Genomic DNA, 1,644 nt, shown 5'->3' with positions numbered 1-1,644 from the left:
TGAAAAATATTGATAAAACGTTCAAAACGACGATACAACATAAGGCCACTCTTTCCGATCGGTGAGAGTTAACAGCTTAGTGCAACTGAACAGGGATTATCGACATGGATTTGCAGATTCGCGGACGTGAACCGGGCGATGCCGCCGCCTATCAACGTTTATACAGTCATCCCGAGGTGTATCGCTGGACCACGCAGCTGCCGTTTCCCAGCGTCGCCACCTGGCAGAAAAAATTCGAGCCGATGAACAGCGAAGGCCATATCGGCTTTGTGGCGGAAATCGACGGGCAGATGGTGGGCGAGCTGACGCTGTTTACCGAACAGCGGCCGCGTACGCGCCACAGCATCAGCTTTGGTATTGGCGTCGATCCGGCGTTTAGCGGTCGCGGCATCGGTGAGCGGCTGATCCGCACCGGTATCGACTATGCCTTTAACTGGCTGGGCGTAATACGCGTTGAGCTGGAAGTGTTTCACGACAACCAGCGCGCGCTGCGTCTGTATCAGCGCCTGGGCTTTAAGCAGGAAGGCGTGAAGCGCAAAGCCTGCCTGCGCGAGGGCGAGTACCACGACATTATCGTCATGGCGATACTGCGCGAGTGATGGTTGCGGTCGTAAACCCACTGTAATGAATCAAAGAGTAAACATCGTGATGCTGTCGCACTACTGATTGGCCAAAATGGAATTTTTTCAAACGGAGATGCGTTTTATGGATGAAAATGATGGATTGAAAATTGCTGTATCGCCTGTGCACATGGCGGCTGTGCTATCAGACAAAAATATCAGCGAAGGAGAAACACTCAGCAATCGTCTTTTTGGTGGACTGGGACTTATCGGTGGTGTGGCAGAAATGTTCGGTGCTGGTGCTATGTGCGTGGTTCCAGAACCCACGATGTTGACCAAAGCTGGTTGTATTGTTGTCGGTACACATGGACTTGATACCATACAGGCCTCATTACGACAGGTCTGGACAGGTCGCAATGTCAGCACTGATACGTATCATTCAGCCGTGAAGCTCGCAGAAACCTTAGGGGCGGATAGCCAAACCGCCCTACATGTAGGCATGACGGTGGATGTTGCGATTCCCATGAGTTTCGCGTTTGCGGCAGGAGCCGTGCGCGTTGCTGCTGTTCGCTCTGGTCGCATCAACCTGGCGGTTCATGAAGCGCTAGCGGGCAGCACTGGCGGACACACGCTTGAACGCCATATTGGTAAAACAGCTGAAGAGTTAGTTGCCAGGCTGGAACGCAGGCCCTCTCTTTACGCGACCAGTAGCTTCAGGACAGTGAATGAGGCGGAGCAGCTAATTAGTCAGGTAATCAGGGACAATAGCCACCAGATAGAAATGTGGGTAAAACATCTCCCTCCCGGAATGAATGCCAAAATGGAGCTGGAGAGAATTTTTGCCACTCAGACAGGTATCATGATTCGTCGTGGTTCCCCGGACGTTATTCGCTGCTATAGGGTTCGGCTGGTGCTTCGTTTTGAGCAGTGGCATGGAAAACCCTATTTTATTCTTACTGCGTTTCCTAAGGCCTGACATGAACCGTTCAAATTTCAATGAGCTAGGCTGTTTCATTACGATATATTTTGGTCAGGACTATGACCTTATAGATGATAGTGATGAAATCGAGCCAAAAATTGATGC

Annotated in this window: 2 protein-coding genes; both read left to right on the top strand. The window is 51.0% G+C overall.

The annotated features are described in order from the left end of the window. Nucleotides 1-104 precede the first annotated feature (104 nt). Nucleotides 105-599, top strand: a complete 495-nt coding sequence (locus FT726_RS27180) for a GNAT family N-acetyltransferase (protein WP_288424326.1) — start codon at nucleotides 105-107, stop codon at nucleotides 597-599. Between the two features lie 106 nt (nucleotides 600-705). After that, a complete protein-coding gene (locus tag FT726_RS27175; protein ID WP_288424544.1) occupies nucleotides 706-1,536 on the top strand; it encodes an RNase A-like domain-containing protein in 831 nt (276 codons plus the stop codon). Nucleotides 1,537-1,644: the final 108 nt, after the last annotated feature.

It is taken from the genome of Pantoea sp. Morm (assembly GCF_016643525.1).
Taxonomy (GTDB): Bacteria; Pseudomonadota; Gammaproteobacteria; order Enterobacterales; family Enterobacteriaceae; genus Pantoea; species Pantoea dispersa.
The sequence above is the reverse complement of the archived record's forward strand: the minus strand, read 5'-3'. Positions and strand labels throughout refer to the sequence as shown.

Coding starts and splice junctions, on each gene's coding strand:
- FT726_RS27175 (WP_288424544.1), top strand. CDS start 706: ATGGATGAAAATGATGGATTGAAAATTGCTGTATCGCCTGTGCACATG.
- FT726_RS27180 (WP_288424326.1), top strand. CDS start 105: ATGGATTTGCAGATTCGCGGACGTGAACCGGGCGATGCCGCCGCCTAT.